The organism is Methylocystis sp. (assembly GCF_050246715.1).
In the GTDB taxonomy this organism is placed as follows: Bacteria; Pseudomonadota; Alphaproteobacteria; order Rhizobiales; family Beijerinckiaceae; genus Methylocystis.
Window position 1 is genome coordinate 93,426 of record NZ_JBFWVN010000005.1, and the last position, 18,175, is coordinate 111,600.

At 62.1% G+C, this 18,175-nt stretch carries 14 protein-coding genes; 11 read left to right on the forward strand and 3 right to left on the reverse strand.

Going from position 1 to position 18,175, the window contains the following annotated elements; translation table 11 throughout:
* Positions 1-136 precede the first annotated feature (136 nt).
* The 8 genes from AB7I51_RS04135 (at position 137) to AB7I51_RS04170 (ending at position 11,986) form a co-directional block, all read left to right on the forward strand.
* Positions 137-1,234, forward strand: a complete 1,098-nt coding sequence (locus AB7I51_RS04135) for an efflux RND transporter periplasmic adaptor subunit (RefSeq protein WP_428403463.1) — start codon at positions 137-139, stop codon at positions 1,232-1,234.
* A 10-nt stretch (positions 1,235-1,244) separates the two neighbouring features.
* On the forward strand, positions 1,245-4,373 hold the full coding sequence (locus AB7I51_RS04140; RefSeq protein ID WP_428403464.1) for an efflux RND transporter permease subunit: 3,129 nt from the start codon (positions 1,245-1,247) through the stop codon (positions 4,371-4,373).
* Positions 4,370-5,014 carry a TetR/AcrR family transcriptional regulator gene (locus tag AB7I51_RS04145; protein WP_428403465.1) on the forward strand — a complete coding sequence of 215 codons (645 nt, stop codon included), beginning with the start codon at positions 4,370-4,372 and terminating at the stop codon, positions 5,012-5,014. The genes AB7I51_RS04140 and AB7I51_RS04145 overlap by 4 nt, the downstream gene beginning before the upstream one ends.
* A 211-nt stretch (positions 5,015-5,225) precedes the next feature.
* Positions 5,226-6,050, forward strand: coding sequence for a carbon-nitrogen hydrolase family protein (locus AB7I51_RS04150; RefSeq protein ID WP_428403477.1), 825 nt, complete (start codon positions 5,226-5,228; stop codon positions 6,048-6,050).
* Positions 6,051-6,261: 211 nt separating this feature from the next.
* Positions 6,262-6,594, forward strand: coding sequence for an integration host factor subunit alpha (locus tag AB7I51_RS04155; protein WP_428403466.1), 333 nt, complete (start codon positions 6,262-6,264; stop codon positions 6,592-6,594).
* A gap of 84 nt (positions 6,595-6,678) precedes the next feature.
* The gene (locus AB7I51_RS04160) at positions 6,679-8,778 is read left to right on the forward strand and encodes an ABC transporter ATP-binding protein/permease (protein ID WP_428403467.1); all 2,100 of its coding nucleotides are present in this window, start codon (positions 6,679-6,681) and stop codon (positions 8,776-8,778) included.
* Complete coding sequence (locus AB7I51_RS04165) at positions 8,775-9,506, forward strand: RlmE family RNA methyltransferase (RefSeq protein ID WP_428403468.1); 732 nt, start codon at positions 8,775-8,777, stop codon at positions 9,504-9,506. The genes AB7I51_RS04160 and AB7I51_RS04165 overlap by 4 nt, the downstream gene beginning before the upstream one ends.
* 104 nt (positions 9,507-9,610) lie before the next feature.
* Positions 9,611-11,986, forward strand: coding sequence for a hypothetical protein (locus AB7I51_RS04170; RefSeq protein WP_428403469.1), 2,376 nt, complete (start codon positions 9,611-9,613; stop codon positions 11,984-11,986).
* 6 nt (positions 11,987-11,992) lie between these two features.
* Here AB7I51_RS04170 and AB7I51_RS04175 read toward each other — a convergent pair whose 3' ends face one another.
* The 3 genes from AB7I51_RS04175 to map all read right to left on the reverse strand — a co-directional run bounded on the left by AB7I51_RS04175 (position 11,993) and on the right by map (position 15,025).
* A complete protein-coding gene (locus AB7I51_RS04175) occupies positions 11,993-13,405 on the reverse strand; it encodes a DHA2 family efflux MFS transporter permease subunit (RefSeq protein ID WP_428403470.1) in 1,413 nt (470 codons plus the stop codon).
* A 61-nt stretch (positions 13,406-13,466) separates the two neighbouring features.
* Positions 13,467-14,192, reverse strand: coding sequence for a RadC family protein (gene radC / locus AB7I51_RS04180; protein ID WP_428403471.1), 726 nt, complete (start codon positions 14,190-14,192; stop codon positions 13,467-13,469).
* The gene (gene map, locus AB7I51_RS04185) at positions 14,189-15,025 is read right to left on the reverse strand and encodes a type I methionyl aminopeptidase (RefSeq protein WP_428403472.1); all 837 of its coding nucleotides are present in this window, start codon (positions 15,023-15,025) and stop codon (positions 14,189-14,191) included. The genes radC and map overlap by 4 nt, the downstream gene beginning before the upstream one ends.
* Before the next feature lie 156 nt (positions 15,026-15,181).
* On the opposite strand from map, the gene AB7I51_RS04190 reads away from it, so the two are divergent.
* The 3 genes from AB7I51_RS04190 to gpt are packed head-to-tail and all read left to right on the forward strand — an operon-like array spanning position 15,182 to position 17,693.
* On the forward strand, positions 15,182-16,339 hold the full coding sequence (locus tag AB7I51_RS04190) for an OpgC family protein (RefSeq protein ID WP_428403473.1): 1,158 nt from the start codon (positions 15,182-15,184) through the stop codon (positions 16,337-16,339).
* A 58-nt stretch (positions 16,340-16,397) separates the two neighbouring features.
* On the forward strand, positions 16,398-17,159 hold the full coding sequence (locus AB7I51_RS04195; RefSeq protein WP_428403474.1) for a competence/damage-inducible protein A: 762 nt from the start codon (positions 16,398-16,400) through the stop codon (positions 17,157-17,159).
* A gap of 24 nt (positions 17,160-17,183) precedes the next feature.
* The gene (gpt, locus tag AB7I51_RS04200) at positions 17,184-17,693 is read left to right on the forward strand and encodes a xanthine phosphoribosyltransferase (RefSeq protein WP_428403475.1); all 510 of its coding nucleotides are present in this window, start codon (positions 17,184-17,186) and stop codon (positions 17,691-17,693) included.
* The last annotated feature ends 482 nt before the right edge of the window (positions 17,694-18,175 follow it).

The following is an 18,175-nucleotide window of genomic DNA, read 5'->3' on the forward strand; positions in this document are numbered from 1 at the left end:
GGTTTCAGCCACCCCATCAGAGGAATTCAGGCCGAACGAAAATTCGTGATGACGGTTGACGAACGGCTGATGAATGACGAATATTAAAAGTCATCACTTTCAGCGCCGCGAGCTCTCGCTCACAGGATGATGCCGCATGATCCGCTCTCCCTCCCGTATTTATGCGTTTGTCGCGCTGCTGGCCGCGGCGCTGGCCGGCTGCGACGGCAAGGACCAGCGCGCGGCGCAGGCAAGCGGGCGCGCCGATCGGCCGGTGCTGGTCGCGCCGGCGCGCTACGCCGCCCAGTCGCAGACGCGCGAATTTGTCGCCACGATCCGGCCGAGGGTCGAGTCCGATCAGGGCTTTCGCGTCGCCGGCAAAGTCATCAAGCGCTTCGTCGAGGTCGGGCAGCGTGTGAAGGCGGGCGATCCCCTCGCGGCGCTCGACGAGCAGGACCTCCGGCTGCAAAAAGAGCAGGCTGACGCTGAATTCGCTGCGGCGCGCATGGCGCAGACGCAGGCCCTGGCCGACGAGAAGCGCGCCGCCCAGCTGCGCAGCAAGGGATGGGTCGCGCAGGCGGCTCTCGACCGGGCGCGCGCGTCCGGCGAAGAAGCGCGCGGGCGGTTCAAGCGGGCCGAACGCGCCGTCGAACTTGCCGGCAATGCGCTGGACTATGCGACGCTGCGCGCCGGAGCGGACGGCGTCGTCACCCAAACGCTCGTCGACCCGGGTCAGGTGGTGTCGTCGGGACAGCCCGCCGTGCGTATCGCCCATGCCGGCGAACTGGAAGCGGCGGTCGCCTTGCCGGAGGCATTCGAGGCGGCGGCCGGAAAGGGCGAGGCGCGTTTGACGTTGTGGTCGAAGCCCGGCGTGGCCTATCGCGCTAAACTGCGCGAATTGAGTCCGGCGGCTGACCCCGTCACGCGAACCTTCGCCGCCCGCTTCTCCATCCTCAGTCCTGACGCCGCCATCGCGCTCGGCATGAGCGCGACGCTGCACATTTCGGGCGCCGAGGCGCAACCCGTCGTCAGCGTGCCGCTCTCGGCGATCTACAATCAGGGCGCCGGGCCTTCGCTTTGGAAGGTCGACGGCGAGGGAAATGTGCAGCTCGTTCCGGTGACGCTGGTGCGTCTCGAGGCCGACCAAGCGCTCGTCGCCGGCGGCGTGAAGGACGGCGACAACATCGTCGTCCTCGGCGTCCACAAGCTCGATCCCAATATGAAGGTCCGCGCCATTTCGCGGCAGTCGCTGTGAGAGGCCGGCGATGAGCGGCGTCAACCTCTCGCGCTGGGCCGTTCAACGGCCGACCCTGATGCTGTTTCTGATGGTCGCGATCAGCCTCACCGGGCTCTATTCCTATCTGCGGCTTGGCCGCGCGGAGGACCCGTCCTTCACCATCAAGGTCGCCGTCGTCTCCGCATCCTGGCCCGGCGCGACCGCGACCGAGATACGCGATCAGGTCTCTGATCCCATCGAGAAAAAGCTCCAGGAGCTGCCTTTCCTCGACAAGATCGAGACCTATACGAAGCCTGGCTTTCTGGCGATGCAAGTGACCTTCAAGGACACGACGCCGCCAAAGGAAGTGCCGCAGCTCTTTTATCAACTGCGAAAGAAGCTCCACGACATTGCGCCAACCTTGCCTGCCGGCGTGCAGGGCCCTCAGGTCAATGACGAATATGGCGACGTCGATACGGTGATGTACGCCGTGACCGGCGACGGCGCTGACTACCACGTGCTCGACAAGGTGGTTCAAGCCTTGCGCCAACGGCTGCTCGCCGTGCAGGATGTGGTCAAGGTCGACGTCTATGGCGATCAAGGACGCCGCATCTTCGTCGAATTCAGCGAGGCGAAGCTTGCGAGTTTAAGCCTTGCGCCTCAGGCGATCTTCGATTCGCTCGCCAAGCAGAACGCCATCAATGACGCCGGCGTGTTCGAGACGTCGTCGAACCGCGTGCGCGTCCAGGTGACGAGTGATCTCAAAGGCGCCGACGCCATCGCCGCCATTCCTGTCGAAGCGAACGGCAAGGTGATCAGGCTTGGCGACATCGCCGACATCCATGCCGGTTTCGAGGACCCGCCAAGTTTTCTTGCGCGCTTTAAAGGTCAGCCGGCGATCGTCGTCGGCGCCGTCATGGCGAAGGGGGCCAATGTGCTCCAATTCGGAGAGAACGTCGGCGCGGCGGTGCAGGAGATGCGCGACAAGACGCCGCTCGGCGTCGACGTCGAGCAGATCGCCGATCAGCCGAAGGTCGTCGAAGAGGCGATCGGCGAATTCACCCGATCCTTCCTGGAGGCGCTGGTCATCGTGCTCGGCGTGAGCTTCGTCTCGCTCGGTTTTCGGACGGGAATCATCGTCGCGCTCTCGGTGCCGTTGGTGCTCGCCATCGTTTTCATCTTCATGGGGCCGCTCGGCATCGACCTCCAGCGCATTTCGCTCGGCGCGCTGATCATCGCGTTGGGGCTCCTTGTCGATGATGCGATCATCGCCGTCGAAATGATGATGGTGAAGATGGAGCAGGGCTTCAGTCGCATGAAGGCCGCGACTTTCGCCTGGGAGTCGACCGCCTTCCCGATGCTCACCGGCACGCTGATCACCGCCGCGGGATTCCTGCCGGTCGGCTTCGCCAATTCGGCGGTCGGCGAATATACGGGTTCGATGTTCTGGGTGCTCCTCGTCGCTTTGATCGCCTCATGGTTCGTTGCGGTGACGTTCACGCCCTATCTCGGGGTGAAGCTTCTTCCCGAATTCGCCAAGCTGCATCCCGGCCACGATCCGGATCACATCTACCAGACGCCGTTTTATCGGCGGCTGCGCGCCGTCGTCACTTGGGCGGTCGACTATCGCGGCATGGTGATTGCAGGCGTCGTCAGCGTGTTCGCGCTCGCCGTCGTCGGCTTCTTCGTCGTGCAGAAGCAGTTCTTCCCTTACGCCGAGCGATTGGAGCTTTTTCTCCAGTTGCGCCTTCCGGAAGGCTCGTCGATCGGCGCGTCGCTCGAGGCGGCGAAACAGGCCGAAGCGCTGCTGAAGGACGACCCCGACGCGGCGCTGTATACGAGCTATGTCGGGCAGGGGCCTCCGAGATTTTGGCTCGGACTCAATCCGCAATTGCCGAATGAGGCCTATTCCGAGATTGTCATCGTCGCCAAGGACATCGAGGCGCGCGAGCGGTTGAAGAAAAGGCTCGAGGCGGCGCTCGCCAATGGTGCCTTGCCGCAGGCGCGCGCTCGGGTCGACCGCTTCTACTACGGGCCGCCCGTCGGCTTCCCGGTGCAGTTTCGCGTCGTCGGCGCCGACCCGGCGAAGGTGCGCGCCATCGCCTATCAGGTCCGCGACGTCATGCGCGGCGACGAGGGCGTCGACGATCCGCATCTCAATTGGAATGAGCAGACGCCACGCGTGCGTCTGGTCATCGACCAGGATCGCGCGCGGCTTCTCGGGCTGACGCCGCAGGACGTAGCGAACCGGCTGCGCCTGGCGATTTCCGGCGTGACGATCGCGACCTTGCGCGACGGAATCGATCAGGTGGAAGTGGTCGCGCGCGCCGTTCCCCAAGAGCGCGGCGATCTTTCGAGGATCGGCGACATGGTCGTCTATTCGCGTGACGGCAAGGCGGTGACCGTCTCGCAGGTCGCCAAGATCGTCTATGATCACGAAGAGCCGATCTTCTGGCGGCGCAATCGCGACATGAGCATCACGGTGCGCTCAGGCGTAAAGGACGGCGTGCAGGCGCCTGACGCAACGATGCGCATCTGGCCGCGGCTCGAACAGATTCGCGCAAACCTGCCGCCCGGCTATCGGATCGAAATCGGCGGCGCGATCGAGGAATCCCAAAAAGGCAACGCGTCGATCTTTGCGGTGTTTCCGCTCGTCGGACTCGTCATGCTGACGATCGTGATGTTCCAGCTGCAGAACTTCACCCGCGTCGCGCTTGTCATGATGAGCGCGCCGCTCGGGGTCATCGGCGCCTCGCTCGCGCTCAATGTCGCGCATGCGCCGTTCGGCTTCGTCGCGCTGCTCGGCCTCATTGCGCTTTCCGGCATGGACATGCGCAATTCGATCATCCTGGTCGATCAGGTGCGACAGGATCTCGAACGCGGTGAAAATTATCGAGAGGCGATCATCGGCGCGACGATACGGCGGGTTCGTCCGGTCGCTCTGACGGCGCTCGCCGCGATCCTGGCCATGATTCCACTGTCACGCTCGGCCTTCTGGGGGCCGATGGCGCTCACCATCATGGGCGGGCTCTTCGTCGCCACTTTTCTCACCGTTCTGTTCCTTCCGGCGCTTTACGCGACGTGGTTTCGCCGTCATCTTAGCGAGGGACTGGCCGAATCCGATGGCGCGCGGATCGGGACTTTGGCCGACGGGCTTGCGAGGGGAGCGGCCGAATGAGCGTAGTGGGCGCGCGCGCGAAGAGCGCGCGCGAGGTTGGGCAGCGCGAGAAAATCATCGCCACGGCCGAACGGCTGTTCCGCGAGATCGGTTTCCAGAAGACGACGGTCGCGGACATCGCCCGCGAATTGCGGATGTCGCCGGCCAATGTCTATCGTTTCTTCGGCGCCAAATCGGAAATAAACGCCGCCGTCGCGCGGCAATTGATGAGCGAAGTCGAACAGGCGGCGCAGAGCATCGCACATGGTCCGGGCTCGGCGGAGGAGCGGCTGCGCGCGGTCATCCTGTCGAATGAGGCGATGAACGCGGAGCGCTATGTCGCCGATCGCAAGCTTCACGACATGGTGGAAGCGGCGCTCATCGAGAATTGGCCGATCATCTCGGATCACATCGACCGTATCGACGCCGCGATCGAAGAAATCGTTCGCTCGGGCATGGAGAGCGGAGAATTCGCCAAGGGCGACGCGCAGCTTGCGGCGCGCCTGGTGCACACGTCCTGTATTCGCTACTGCCATCCGCGGCTGATGGTGGAATGCGCCGATCGGCCGGTTCCGACGAGCGCGCAAATGGTCGAATTTTGCATCGCAGCGTTGCGCGGTAGCGGTTGCGGTCTAGGCCCGTCGGAGGCTTCGCCGCTTTAGCGCGCCGCCAATTGGGCGGAATCGCCCCGATGCAGACGACATAATCGATTCCAAATGCTTGGAGCGCTCTTTGCGCGCGAAAACTCGCGTCCGCTTTTTCGAAACCGTGCGCTAAGGCAATTCGATCTATACCTGGAGCGTCGGCCACGTATAATAAGTGAGTCGCGCGCGGCCATAATGGCGCGCAATGCAAGAGAACAGCGGACGGTCGATGAAGGTCACTCTGGTTCAAATGAATTCCGTTGGCGACAAGGCCCTGAACCTCGCCAATGCGCGCGCCTTAATCGAGCGCGCCGTCGTTCAGGAGCGTCCGGACTGGATTTGTTTGCCGGAGGTGTTCGATTTTATCGGCGGCTCGCGCGCCGAGAAAATGGCGGCGGCTGAAGAGCTGCCCGGCGGGCCGGCTTATGAAATGTGCCAGGCGTTGGCGCGCGAGCATAAGGTGTTTATCCACGCTGGCTCAATTCTCGAAAAGGCGCCCGGCGAGGAGCGGCTGCACAACACCAGCGTCGCCTTCAATCGCGAAGGCGAAGAGGTGGCGCGCTACCGCAAGATCCACATGTTCGACATCACCGCGCCGGATGGCGCGAAATATCACGAGAGCGCCGCGTTCAAGCCAGGCGATTCCGTCGTCACCTATGATTGCGAGGGCCTTACCGTCGGCTGCGCCATCTGTTACGATCTGCGCTTCTCATATCTTTTCCAGGCGCTCGCGGATAAGGGAGTCGATATCGTCGCCCTTCCCGCCGCGTTCACGCTGGTGACCGGCAAGGATCATTGGGAAGTGCTGTGCCGGGCGCGGGCCATCGAGATGCAGGCCTATCTCTGCGCCCCGGCGCAGACCGGCGCCCATAAGGCCGGACATGAGACGCGCTTCACTTACGGGAATTCGCTGATCGCCGACCCTTGGGGACATGTTGTCGCAAAGGCCTCGGAAGGTCCGGGACTCGTCTCCTCCTATGTCGACGTCGACCGCATTCGCAAGGTGCGCGCCATGATCCCGGTGGCGCAACACAAGGTGAAATTGGCGGTTTGACCGATTCGATTCCATCCTAAGGCGGCGTCGCCGGCAGGCTTTGCCGGCTGCCGAGAGAACTCTTGACTGTCCTTGCAAATAGGTAATTTATGCGTACTATCTCACCCGGGACGCAGCGCCCGTTTATTGCCAGTGACCATTGCCATAAGCTTCGAGGGGGAGTTGTGTTCGGCCCATTCCCGATAAAGCGAGCATCGGGCGCTTTGTTCGCATGGTAAGAAGAACTGCTCCGGGCAGCACCTTGACGCGGGCCGCTCTGCGAGAAGCGGTCTATGGCTGCTGTCCTTCCCTTTCTCGCGCCGAAGCCCGCAAGATATTGGACGCGACATTCGACGAGATCAGCGAAGCTTTGCTGCGCGGCGAGTCCGTCAAGCTGCGGTCCTTCGGGACCTTTAACGTGCGCACCAAGCGGGAGCGCATCGGCCGTAATCCGAAAACTGGCGTCGAGGCCACGATTACGCCACGCCGAGTGTTGACCTTCAAGGCTTCGCCGGTGCTCGTCGCGCATGTCAACGGGGATGCGGTCATTCCTGAGGAGGACTGATTCCTCTATCATGGGAATCAGACGGTCGTCGCCGGCGATGCGTTCGCGGCCGAGCCGAGCAGCTTCTCATATCCAAGGTGAACGATGCAGAAATTGAGCGTGGCGGTCGCCGTCTTCGCGGCCTTTACCGCGTTGGTCGGCGCCCACAAAGGCTACTCCAGTCTGTTTGTCCTGGCCGCCGCCTCGGCGCTTTGCGCCTATACGACATGGCGCGCCGTCGACATGTCGAGCTTCCTGAAAATCTTCGCCTGCATATTTTCGACCGAGACCATCGTCTTCGGCCTCATCGGGCTTATGCAGGCGGAAGGCGTGTGGCCTGATGCGCTGAAGGACTATGCGCCGCCCGAGACCATGCCGCTCACCGTCGCGGTGTTTTCAATCATCGTTTACGCGATCTCGCATATTCCGGTCGTTCGCGAGATGACTCGCATCGCCGATCTCTATTTCGATTCCAGCGAGCGCGGCGAAGGGCGCGTCTGGCCGTTTCGGCCCTTCGCGGCGCGGGAAAGCGCGATCGCGATCTCCATGGTGGTCGTGCTGGTGCTTCTCAATCAGGGACAGGTCGGCATCACCGTGCGTTTGTCCTTCTTCAATCGCGACTGGTACAACGCCATTCAGGAGCGGAACGCTCCGGAGTTCTGGCGCCAGCTTCTGCTGGTGTTCACGCCATGGGCGTTTGTTTACGTGCTCTCGGTGATCGTCGAATTCGTGTTGCAATCCATGCTGGTCATCCGCTGGCGACGGTGGCTGACCGAACATTACATCGAGCGCTGGCTCGGCGCGCACACGCATTACGGCATGGCGCTCGTCGGCAGCGGCGCCGACAATCCGGATCAGCGCATCGCCGAAGACGTCAACCGCTTCATCAGCGGCGGCGAGGAAGGCTATGGCATTTACTCCTATTCGATCCTGCTGATCGCCACCTTAAGCTCGCTCGTCTCCTTCGCTTATGTGCTGTGGGATTTGTCCGGCAATTACCCCCTGCCGGGGACTGAAATCTATATTCCCGGCCTTCTGTTCTGGGCGGTGCTGCTCTATGCGGCGGTGGGAACGCTGGTGACGCATCTCATCGGCCGCACCCTCACCGGGCTCTATTTCGATCGGCAGAGGCGCGAGGCCGATTTCCGATTTTCGCTGGCGCGGCTGCGCGAATACACCGAGCAGATCGCGCTGCTCGGCGGCGAACCCGCCGAGCGCGGATCGCTGCTGCGACGCTTCGCCGGCATCATCGTCAACTATCTGGCGATCGTGCAGAAGCGCAAGCAGCTGATGGCCTTCACCTCGACCTATGGTCAGCTGTCGCCGATCATTCCTTATATCATCACGGCGCCCTTCTATTTCGCCGGCCGCATCCAGCTCGGCGTCATGACGCAGACGGCGAGCGCCTTCGGGCGGGTTGAGAGCGCGCTCACTTTCTTCATCAATTACTATACCTCTCTCGCCAATTTTAAGTCGGTGCTGGATCGGCTGTCGTCATTCGACCATGCCATCGAGACGGCGCGCTCGGAAATGTCGGCGACGCGGATCGTCTCGCCGGCCGATGGCGCGGATATCCGCTTGCGTGAATTGACGCTTGCCTTGCCCGACGGCCGCAAAATCGTGACGGTCGACGATCTGACGTTCGCCGCCGGCCAGTCGACGCTGCTCACCGGTCCGTCAGGTTCGGGCAAATCGACGCTGTTTCGCGCCATCGCCGGCATATGGCCCTATGCCAGTGGCGACATACTGACGCCGCGCGGCGCGAAAGTGATGCTCGCGCCGCAACGTCCCTATATTCCGATCGGCGCGCTGACCGAAGCGATCGTCTATCCCGGTCACGTCCAAGACTTCTCGCGCGCTGATATGCAGGAAGCGTTGCGCGCCGCGCGGCTCGCGCCTTTCGTCGAGCGGCTCGACGAGGAGAACAATTGGGCGCAGCGCCTCTCCGGCGGCGAGCAGCAACGCGTCGCCGTCGCCCGCGCGCTTCTCGCCAAACCGGATTGGCTTTTCCTCGACGAAGCGACCTCGGCGCTCGACGAACAGCTCGAAGAAGACATTTACGCCATGCTGCGCGAGCGGCTGCCGCGCACGACGATCGTCTCGATCGGCCACCGCTCGACTCTGCTCGCCTTCCACGACCGGCACATCGTCATGGAGCCTGAGCCGGGCGGCGTCTTCAGCCCGCGCGACAAGGTGCACGCGTGACGAAGGAGTCAGGCCGCGAAGGCGGGCGGTCGCTCAAGACGCGCGTCAAGACCGCGCGCAAGCGTTCGCTCTCCTCGACGCTGTGGCTGGAGCGCCAGCTCAATGATCCTTACGTCGCGCGCGCCAAGCGCGAGGGCTATCGCTCGCGGGCGGCCTATAAGCTCATCGAGATGGACGATCGCTGTCATCTCCTTAAGCCGGGCGGCCGCATCGTCGACCTTGGCGCCGCGCCCGGCGGCTGGTCGCAGGTCGCCGCCGCGCGGGTAAAGGCGAAGGAGGGGAAGGGCAAGGTCATCGCGGTCGATCTTCTCGACATGGAGCCGATCGCCGGCGTCGATTTCGCGGTGAAGGATTTCAACGATCCGGACGCGCCGGATGTCATCAAGAACATGCTCGGGGGCGAAGCCGACGGCGTGATGTCGGACATGGCCGCGAACGCCACCGGCCATAAGGCGACCGACCATTTGCGGATCGTCGCCCTCGCCGAGCTCGCCGCCGACTTCGCCTGCGACGTGCTGGCGGAGGGAGGTTTCTTCGTCGCCAAAGTGCTGCAGGGCGGCACGGAGGGCCAGCTGCTGGCGCGGCTCAAACGCGATTTTTCGACCGTGCGCCATGTGAAGCCGGCGGCGAGCCGGGCGGATTCGGCGGAGCTCTATGTGCTGGCGACGGGGTTTCGGGGGCGGCGGGACGTTCGCAACGACGACCACACACAAACTTCCCGCTATTGACGGTCAGACGCTTGCGCCTATTTGTCTTGTCAGTCCAATTAATTAGCTAACGCAGCTCTATCTTCGAATTCGGTGCGCCCGTTTATTTCAGGAGGGCGAAATTCATGAAGATTAGGCTTAGATTTACGTCATTCTTGCCATTAATTGTTGGATTTTCCTGGATGTGCTGGGCGTGCCACGCGTGGGCTGCGGCGCCGACTTCGGATGCGCGGCGCCGCGCTGAGAATCTGGCGCCCACTCAGACGGAAGCGCAATATTGTTTGCATAATGGCATGACTGCGGTTGCTGTTCCTGCGGGCGCCGGGCCGACTTGTGAACCACAGAGGGGAGATACGACCTCGCGTATCGCCGCCTGCCTGATGGTTGGCATGGAGGCGGTGTTAATTCCCGACTTGAAAGGAGTTCTTTGCGCGCCACCAAAAAAGGGCCGCTTGGTGCTCGATCAGACTATCGAGACAGGCGCCCGGCGATATCCTTTCGTGAACACAATAGATGCAGATGAGATATGCGCGCGCCGGCGTGACGCGCGGGTGCTTGATCGGCGCATTGTCAAGAAAATCGTTCAGGAAAAGCTAAGCAAGATTGATCCAACAGGAATTCGGATCATTGGCGGAATTTACTGTGACGGCGTTGACCTGGTCGGATTGGATTTGCCCGTCTCTTTGGTGCTGGACGGTTCGATCTTCTTGAACGGTATCGACATACGAAATTTTCGCTCCAGGGGCGATCTCGCCTTTGACAATTCCGTCTCCTATGAGAGCGTCCAAATCAACCGTGCGGAGATTTCTGGATCGATATGGCTCACGTTCAGTTTTTTTAATCAACTGACGATCTCCAACGTCGTCGTTGGGGGGTCGCTGAAGATTGATCACTCGGTGATTCCCGCTCGCCTCCTGGTCGAAAATGTCGCGATAAACGGTGATCTGGACATTTCGACAAGCTATTTTTCGCAGCTCCAATTATTCAAGGATAAGATCGGAGGCGTTCTCGATCTGAGCCAAAGCCAGGCGCAGTGCGGTTTCGATATTCGCAAGAATGAAATAGGCGACCTCGTCGCGTCGGAATTCGGATTTGGAATGGGGACCCGCGCAAGAAAGAATGAAGTCGGGACTGATACAAAAAAAGGAGTATCGGTCGCTCCCTATCGCTTCATAAGGGGCGCAAAAGGCAGTTTCGGGCGACCGCTGCCAAAAGATGTCGGCGATCCCTATGATCGTTTTCTCGCTCCGGAAACTAGTACGGGGAAATCGCTGCATGACAGCGACAGGTGCGATCACGTGCCGGCGATCAAGCCCGGAACATTCCTTTTTGTCGACAATGACATCAAATCTTCGGTTTGCTTGCGTTCGTTCAACTGGATGACGGATGTCGCGGGCGAGGTGCTTGAAGGCGACATCTACCTCAATGAAGACGTCATTGAAGGGGCGGCTTGGTTCGACATAACGAAGCCGCAGAAGAGCGATCAAGGCCGGATAAAGGGAGACGAAACGGCTACGCCAATTCTGAATCTCTTCAATGTAAAGACGGGCACGCTGATCCTAAACTTCGAATTTACGAAGCAGGCGACGTCTCTTAGTGTTAACGGCCTTCGCTTCGAGCGCATTTATGCGTCAACAGCGAAATGTGAAGAAGCGGTCTCATTGCGCGCATCGCGCAAAGCCAATCCGGGAGCCGCCGGGCGGAAAGAACCAGACTTCCCGCCAAGATTAGACTTGCCTCAGACAGAGGAAATTATCAGCTGGATCAAGAAGAATCGATATTCTCCTACGCAGCAGCCATTTGCTGAATTTGTCGCGGCGTTCGAGCGTGCGGGGAATATGGAAGCAGCGAAAAATTTGAAGATCAGCGCTGCACGCGCCGCCTTTAATGCGAATATTTGCGGTCTTGTCCCGTCGTTCTTGAGGAAGCGCGGTCCTTGCAGAATCGCAAACCTGTCTGATCAAGCCGAACAATCGGCCCCCGATCGCGACACGTTAAGGCAAATTTTCAACGATGTGTTCCAAAGCCTGGAAGTTGTGGTCCAATGGCTGGAAAAAGCGATTGTCGTTTTGATCGATGCGGCGCTGGGAATATTAGCTGATTACGGATACAGGCCGGAGCGGATCGGATGGTTCGTTTTAATAACGCTGCTAATCTTCATGTTGGCGCTCTTCCCGTTTTGGCTCGGCATTGTGGGTTATTCCGTCAAAAGTCGTCCCGATAAGGTAAAGCTCATTGGGCTGGTATTTTTGTTTGATCGATTGCTGCCCGCCTATCGGCTTCGAGAAGAGAATTATGAAATCGCCCACTATTATGTGCTGCCGAAGAAGGGCGAGGATCGAAATTGTGCGATGCTAAATTTTCGTCAATTTAGCTGGATCGTCGTGGAGGCCAATGAACGCGAGACTGAGCGCGTGCAAAAATGGCTCGATGTGTTGAGATTCCTAGGATTGGTGTTCACCATCTTTATCATCGCCGCAATCAGCAAGCTCGTCCGGTGAAGAATATTATCGCGCGGCGTCGATCGAGTGTGGCGGCGCTTTGCCGCGTCCCACAAGCTCCGCGCCCGCATTAGGCGCAAGCCGCAGGAACTGCGTCACGGCGATCGCCGAAATCGCCGCGACGACGAGAAACGCCGGCGCGAAATCCGCCGCCTGCAGCGCGCCGCCGCCGCGCAGCGTGCGCGCCGTCTCCAGTGCCGCGGCGCCGATGGCGACGCCCGTCGACAGCGACAATTGCTGGGCGACGGAGGCGAAGCTCGTCGCCCGACTCATCGCATCCTGATCGACGTCGGCATAGGCGAGGGCGTTGAGCGCGGTGAACTCCAGCGAACGGAAGAAGCCGCCGACGAGCAGCGCGCCCATGATGAGAAGATGCGGCGTCGCCGCCGAAAAAGTGGCGCAGAGGCCGAGAAAAACGGCGCAGATGAGCGCATTGACGATCAGCACGCGCCGAAAGCTGAAAATTCGCAGGATCGGCTGCGCGGTGGTCTTCATCGCGATCGCGCCTATTGCCGAAACGAAGGTCAGAAGTCCCGCTTCATAGGCTGAGAGCCCGAATCCCACTTGCAGCAGGAGCGGCAGCAGGAAGGGCGTCGCGCCTAATCCGATGCGAAACAGAAAGCCGCCGAAAACCGCCGCGCGAAACGTTGGAATGCGCAAGAGATCGAGATCGACGATCGGATAGGGCGCGCGTCTGGCGTGGCGGACATAAGCGAAGAGCGCCGCGGCGCCCAGCGCGACGATCAGCGCGACGACCGGCGTTGGAACGAAGCCGCGTCCGGCGATGGTGAGGCCGAAGACAAGGCATGAGAGGCCGACGCCCGAAAGGATCGCGCCGACGCCGTCGAGCGGCGGCGTCCATTCCTCGCGCAGATCCGGAATGAATCGCGTGACCAGCGCGACGCCGAGCGCGCCGATCGGCACATTGATCCAGAAAATGTAGCGCCAATGAAAATAGGTGGCGATGAAGCCGCCGACCGGCGGGCCGATCATCGGCCCGATCAGCGCTGGAATCGTGAGATAGGCGAGGGCGCGCACCAACTCCTGGCGGGGCGCGGTGCGCAGCAACACGAGGCGTCCGACCGGCGTCATCATCGCGCCGCCCAGCCCTTGCACGATTCGAAAGACGACGATCGCGCCTAACGAATTTGACAGGCCGCACAGAATCGAACCGAAGGTGAAAACGATGATGGCGGCGCGAAAGACCCGGCGCGCGCCGAAGCGATCGGCGGCCCAGCCGGACAGCGGGATAAACACCGCGAGCGAGAGAAGATAAGAGGTCAGCGCCAGTTTCAGCGCCACCGGGTCTTCGTGAAGATCGGCCGCCATCGCCGGCAGCGCCGTGGCGAGCACGGTGCCGTCGAGCTGCTCCATGAACAGCGCGGTGGCGATGATGAGCGGCGTGACGAAATAGGACAATGCGCTCAGACCGTTTCCGAGCGCATTGCGTCAATCTCGATGAGCGTGGCGGCGTTTCGCGTCAAATCAGCTTGAGCCCTCTGAAACTCGCATGGCCATGACGGCCGACGATGAGATGATCGTGGACCGTAATGCCGAAGGGCTGTGCGATGGCGGCGATGTCCTTGGTCATGCGTATGTCCGCGGCTGACGGCGTCGGATCGCCGGAAGGATGGTTATGCGCCAGGATGAGCGCGCTCGAGCCGAGCTCCAGCGCCCGTCTGACGATCTCGCGCGGATAGACCGGCGTATGGTCGATCGTGCCGACGCCCTGGACCTCATCGGCGATCAGCGCGTTGCGCTTGTCAAGAAACAGGATACGGAACTCCTCCCGCTCGGAAAACGCCATCGCCGTCCGGCAATAATCGAGCACCTCCATGAAGGAGGAAAGAACGGGGCGCTTCTGCAAGGCGCCGCGCGCCAGGCGTTTCGCCGCGGCCTCTATAAGCTTGATTTCGACGATCGCCGCTTCGCTAAGGCCGTCGACTTCGCGCAGACGCTCCGGCCGCGCCGCGACGGCCTCCGCATAGGAGCCGAAGTGGGCGATCAAGGCCTTGGCGAGGGGCTTCACGTCGCGTCGCGCAATGGCGCGAAACAACAGCAGCTCCAGCATTTCGTAATCGGCGAGCGCCGCTTCGCCTGCGTCCATGAAGCGATCGCGCAGACGCTGTCGATGACCGTGATAATGTGGCGCAGAGTCGCGCAGGCCCGGGCCGTCGCGTGATGCGGCGTCAGCCGCCTTCTTCATGCGTCGGCGTGCGCGGCTGAGGGATTGTCGAGCCCCGCCGGCGACTTCGTAAAGACTTCGACGCCCGTTTCCGTCACGGCGACCGAATGTTCGAACTGCGCGGAAAGCGAACGGTCGCGGGTGACGGCGGTCCAACCGTCCGACAATATTTTCACCTGCGAGCGCCCGAGATTGATCATCGGCTCGATGGTGAAGAACATGCCCGGGCGCAGTTCGACGCCGTCGCCCCTCACGCCATAGTGCAAAATATTCGGCTCGTCGTGGAACACGCGCCCGAGGCCATGGCCGCAGAAATCGCGCACGACCGAACAGCGCTCGCTTTCCGCATAGTGCTGAATCGCGGCGCCGATGTCGCCGGTCGTCGCGCCAGGCTTGACCGCCGCTACGCCGCGCTGCAGCGCCTCATAGGTCACGTCGATCAGCCGCTGCGCGCGGCGCGGAATTTCGCCAACGCCGAACATGCGGCTGGCGTCGCCATGCCAGCCGTCGAGGATGAAAGTCACGTCAATATTGACGATGTCGCCTTCGCGCAGCGGCTTATTGTCCGGCACGCCATGGCAGACGACATGATTGATCGAGGTGCAGATCGATTTTCGGTAGCCGCGATAATCCAGCGGCGCCGGATAGGCGCCATGCGCCAAGGCGAAATCGAAAACCAGATCGTCGAGCGCCTGCGTGGTCACGCCGGGCCTGACATGTTCGACCAGCATGTCCAGCGCCTCAGCCGTCAGCCTGCCGGCGGCGCGCATGCCCTCGAAGTCCTCAGGCGCGTGCAGCTTGATCTGCCCGCTCTTGCGTGCGGCGGGCGCGAGATGGGATTCGATAAAGGTCATCTAAGGCGGCGGCTCGGATTTCTCGGGCGAAGATATCCGACAAGGTAATGGTTTAGGGCGGCAACGCAAGGCTGCGGCGGCCCGCCGCCGCGAATTGCCGGGGAAAGCGGGATCGCGGTCTTGGCGGGATGGCCGCGATTGGGTATCAAGTGAGGCATGAGCCTTGCAACTGCGGCGCAGGCGACTGGGCGCAACGCGGCGACCAAAGGACGTGATACGCAGGTGCAAGGAAAAAGGGTCGAGGGCGTAGATTTCTGGCGCGGCGCGGCCCTCGCCGTGATCCTAGTAAACCACATTCCCGGCAATGTGCTGGGCGCGATCACGCCGCGCAATTTCGGCTTTTCCGATGCGGCCGAAGGCTTTGTTTTTCTCTCGGGCGTTTCGATCGCCCTGGCCTATGGCGACAAATTCAGGCGCAGCGTCGTCGATGCGACGGCGGCGCTCGGCAGGCGCGCCCTGCGTCTTTACGGCGTCCATCTTGCGCTGACGGCGGCGGCGCTGACGCTCTACGGCCTCGCGACCCGTGTCACGCACTGGGATTTTCTTGGCGCCGAGAGCAGCCGCGCCGCGCCTTTCGCGGATCCGGCGAAGGGCGTCGTCGCGATTCTGGCGCTCAGCCATCAGGTCGCCTATTTCAACATTTTGCCGCTCTATATCGTGCTTATCGCACTTGCCCCGGCGCTTTTGGCCTGCGCGTTGCGCGGCGGCCTGCTCATGCTTGCCGCCTCGGCGTCGCTTTACGCCGGCGCGCGCCTGCTGGGGTTCAACGTGCCCACATGGCCGGCGCCCGGCTACTGGTATTTCAATCCCTTCGCCTGGCAGTTCATGTTCGCGCTGGGAATCTACTGCGGCGGGGCGATCAAGACGCGGGGCGTGCCGTTTCATGCCGTCGCCTATCGGCTGGCGCTTGCCTTTACCCTCGTTTCGGCTCTGATCGTCTCCAATGTATTCGGCCTGGCGCCTGGGCTCGTCGACGAAGCAGGCCGTTATCTCGACTGGGACAAGACGGATCTCGGCGTTGTCCGCATCATCGATTTCGTCGCGCTCGCCTATGCGCTCCACTTCTCGAAGGTCACCGCCTATCTCACCCCGACGCGACTTTTTCCATTCTTCACGCAGCTCGGCCGCAACGGGCTGTCGACCTATGCGGGCGTCAGCCTCTTGAGCGCGGTCGGACAGATTTTGCAGGAAGCCAGTCTCGCTTCGCCCGCGCTGGACGTCGCTTTTGTGGCGGCCTGCCTGGGCTTGCTGCACCGCATCGCCCGCGCCGTCGAGCAATTCTCCCTCGTCCCGGCGGCCGCCGTGGCGGAATGAGCGCCAGGGCTGGCGTTCGCAGCCGTCATGGTCATAATCGGCGGCAGGGAGGCCGGCGATGGCGCAAGAAACGGCAGGCGACAGGCCGGCAAGCGCGGCGATTCTGGTGATCGGCGACGAGATTCTGTCCGGCCGAACGCAGGACGTAAACACAAGCTATATCGCGAATTATCTCGCGCAAATCGGCGTCGATGTGTTGGAGGCGCGAATCGTGCCCGACGACATGGAGGCGATCGGCGAGGCGCTGAACGCGCTGCGCGCCCGCTATACCTATGTCTTTACGACCGGCGGCATCGGTCCGACCCATGACGACATCACCGCCGACGCGGTGGCGCGCGCCTTTGGCGTCGACATCGGCGAGGACCCGCGCGCGATCGCGCTGCTCAGCGAGCGCTTTTCGCAAGTCGAGTTGAACCCCGCCCGCCGGCGGATGGCGCGCATTCCGAAAGGCGCCGAGCTGATTTTTAACGCCATCTCCAAGGCGCCGGGATTCTGGATCGGCAATGTCATCGTCATGGCCGGCGTGCCGATGATCATGCAGAACATGATGGACGTCGTCGGCCCGCAGCTCGCGGCCGGCCCGCGCGTGCTCGTCGAAACGGTCGAGGCCGACGGTGTTCCCGAGGGCGCCTACGCCGAAGGGCTGGAAAAGATCGCCCGCGCCTACGAGGGGGTGAGCGTCGGCTCCTATCCCGCCTTCACCAGCGCCGGGATCAGAAACCAGATCGTGCTGCGCAGCCGCGACGCGGCGCTTCTGTCGCGCGCGACAGAAGCGGCGCGGGCGATGATCGAATCGCTGTCCAGGGAACTGGCGCGTTGACGCGGCGGCGGAGGCTCGAAGCAGATGTACGGGTCCGACAAAATCTTTCCGGTCTCCTGGGACATATTTCACCGCGACGCGCGCGCGCTCGCCTGGCGTCTCGCCTCGATCGGCGGATTTTCGGCGATCGTGGCGGTGACCCGCGGCGGCCTCGTGCCGGCCGCGATCGTCGCGCGCGAACTCGGCATCACGGTGGTCGAGACGGTCTGCGTCGCGAGCTATCATGAGGAGATGGAGCGCGGCGAAGTGCAGGTCTTGAAGCCCCTGACCGAAACGATTCTCGCGCGGCCAAGCGCCGAAGTGCTGATCATCGACGATCTCGTCGACACCGGCGCGACGGCGAAGGCGGTGCGCGACATGCTGGCCGACGCGCATTTCGCCACGGTCTACGCCAAGCCGCAGGGCCTGCCGATGGTCGACACTTTTGTCACGGAGGTCTCGCAGGACACCTGGATTTTCTTTCCCTGGGACACGGGACTGTCGTTTCAGGCGCCGATCGGCAAGCCCGACGCCAAGCCGAGGCGCCGCAGATAAACCGCTTGGCGTTCGAACGCGGCCCCGCCTATATACGAACGGTTTGCGGACGTGGCGGAACTGGTAGACGCAACGGACTTAGGCTGAAACTTGAGTGCTCCTCGGGAAACCGCGGATGCAGAACTGCCCAAACTCGGGGAAACCTGTCAGATGGCGATCCCGAGCCAAGCCCGATGCGGGAAGGTGTAGAGACTAGACGGGCAGCACCTACGGCGCGAACGCGCTAGGGTGAAGGGATAGTCCAGACCACAAACTCGCCGATGGCGAGGCGGCGAAAGCCGTAGCTGGTACGAAAATCCGTTGGGCGTAAGCCCGTGGGGGTTCGATTCCCCCCGTCCGCACCAATTTGACTAAGCAGTCGCCCGTGAAGAACGCGATTTAAGCGGCGATTAGTCGGCGATTTGAGGCGTTGGCGTCGTCGAGGACGCTCAGGAACAAGGCCCACAGAAGCGCCAGCCATGCGAGCAGGCGGCGGAAGTTGT

Bases quoted from the DNA above. Each gene is read 5' to 3' on its own strand.
- radC (WP_428403471.1), bottom strand. From the start codon at position 14,192: ATGAAGAAGGCGGCTGACGCCGCATCACGCGACGGCCCGGGCCTGCGC.
- AB7I51_RS04195 (WP_428403474.1), top strand. From the start codon at position 16,398: ATGGCGCAAGAAACGGCAGGCGACAGGCCGGCAAGCGCGGCGATTCTG.
- AB7I51_RS04160 (WP_428403467.1), top strand. From the start codon at position 6,679: ATGCAGAAATTGAGCGTGGCGGTCGCCGTCTTCGCGGCCTTTACCGCG.
- AB7I51_RS04145 (WP_428403465.1), top strand. From the start codon at position 4,370: ATGAGCGTAGTGGGCGCGCGCGCGAAGAGCGCGCGCGAGGTTGGGCAG.
- AB7I51_RS04170 (WP_428403469.1), top strand. From the start codon at position 9,611: ATGAAGATTAGGCTTAGATTTACGTCATTCTTGCCATTAATTGTTGGA.
- map (WP_428403472.1), bottom strand. From the start codon at position 15,025: ATGACCTTTATCGAATCCCATCTCGCGCCCGCCGCACGCAAGAGCGGG.
- AB7I51_RS04140 (WP_428403464.1), top strand. From the start codon at position 1,245: ATGAGCGGCGTCAACCTCTCGCGCTGGGCCGTTCAACGGCCGACCCTG.
- AB7I51_RS04150 (WP_428403477.1), top strand. From the start codon at position 5,226: ATGAAGGTCACTCTGGTTCAAATGAATTCCGTTGGCGACAAGGCCCTG.
- AB7I51_RS04155 (WP_428403466.1), top strand. From the start codon at position 6,262: ATGGTAAGAAGAACTGCTCCGGGCAGCACCTTGACGCGGGCCGCTCTG.
- AB7I51_RS04135 (WP_428403463.1), top strand. From the start codon at position 137: ATGATCCGCTCTCCCTCCCGTATTTATGCGTTTGTCGCGCTGCTGGCC.
- gpt (WP_428403475.1), top strand. From the start codon at position 17,184: ATGTACGGGTCCGACAAAATCTTTCCGGTCTCCTGGGACATATTTCAC.
- AB7I51_RS04190 (WP_428403473.1), top strand. From the start codon at position 15,182: ATGAGCCTTGCAACTGCGGCGCAGGCGACTGGGCGCAACGCGGCGACC.